The following is an 806-nucleotide window of genomic DNA, read 5'->3' on the forward strand; positions in this document are numbered from 1 at the left end:
GAAATGCCAAAATAATATCTTGCTTGGGTACTCCCATTTCAACCAATCGATTGGCAATTCCTTCTTCTGTGCCATCGTGTTGAATCCATATTCTCCCATCTTTAATATCGAGATGTAAAATACAGCCAAAATCGCGTTTATTTCCACGCCAGCCAACATAAAGTAGTTGATAGTGATCTTGCTGTTCGTCGAAAATTGTTTGTACTTCATACTCTTCGTAATTTCGTGACATCGAAGCTCGCTTTTGCCTTTCGCAAAGAAGATATCGAATATGTTGCCGATATTTTTCTACAGCCATTGACGAATAACCTCCTCTTGTACATCGTAAATCATCAATCGTAATTGATATTTTGCAACTGCCGATGCAATAAATTTTCTTTGGAAAAAAGTTTCATAAACTGGGACACGAACAGCTAAATAAAGTAAGCGATCGGGTTCAACTTTCTCTAATGCATCCCGATAATTTAAAAATTGTCCTAAAGCAGTATGGAATTCTGAAACATTCGATGGACTAATAAAGCTTTTAATTTTCACCGCTATTTTTTGTCCCCCTCGCTCTGCTCCTAAAAGTTGCTCCGCTGCTAAATCAATCTCAAAGTCTACATCATCCACATTGATTTCATAAGGATCTGCCGTAATCTTCCAGCCGTCTTTTTCTAAAGCATTTCTGACAATATTATGAAATCTATCTTTTGCCATAGGAGTGTACTATATTAAAAATTAGGCTGGTTAAAAGTAGATAATACGCAATATTCACAATATTCCTATTTTAGCTTAGGGGTTCGTTTGGCAGTAATGCCTGAAGA

At 36.6% G+C, this 806-nt stretch carries 2 protein-coding genes; both read right to left on the minus strand.

Annotated elements, in window-relative coordinates; translation table 11 throughout:
- Nucleotides 1-232 (minus strand): XisI protein (locus tag AC5590_RS04975; RefSeq protein ID WP_370460860.1); only part of this gene is annotated, 232 nt, incomplete at its 3' end.
- 56 nt (nucleotides 233-288) lie between these two features.
- Nucleotides 289-699, minus strand: coding sequence for a XisH family protein (locus AC5590_RS04980; protein ID WP_169269033.1), 411 nt, complete (start codon nucleotides 697-699; stop codon nucleotides 289-291).
- Nucleotides 700-806: the final 107 nt, after the last annotated feature.

Source organism: Brasilonema octagenarum UFV-OR1, from assembly GCF_963888615.1.
Classification (GTDB): Bacteria; Cyanobacteriota; Cyanobacteriia; order Cyanobacteriales; family Nostocaceae; genus Brasilonema; species Brasilonema sennae.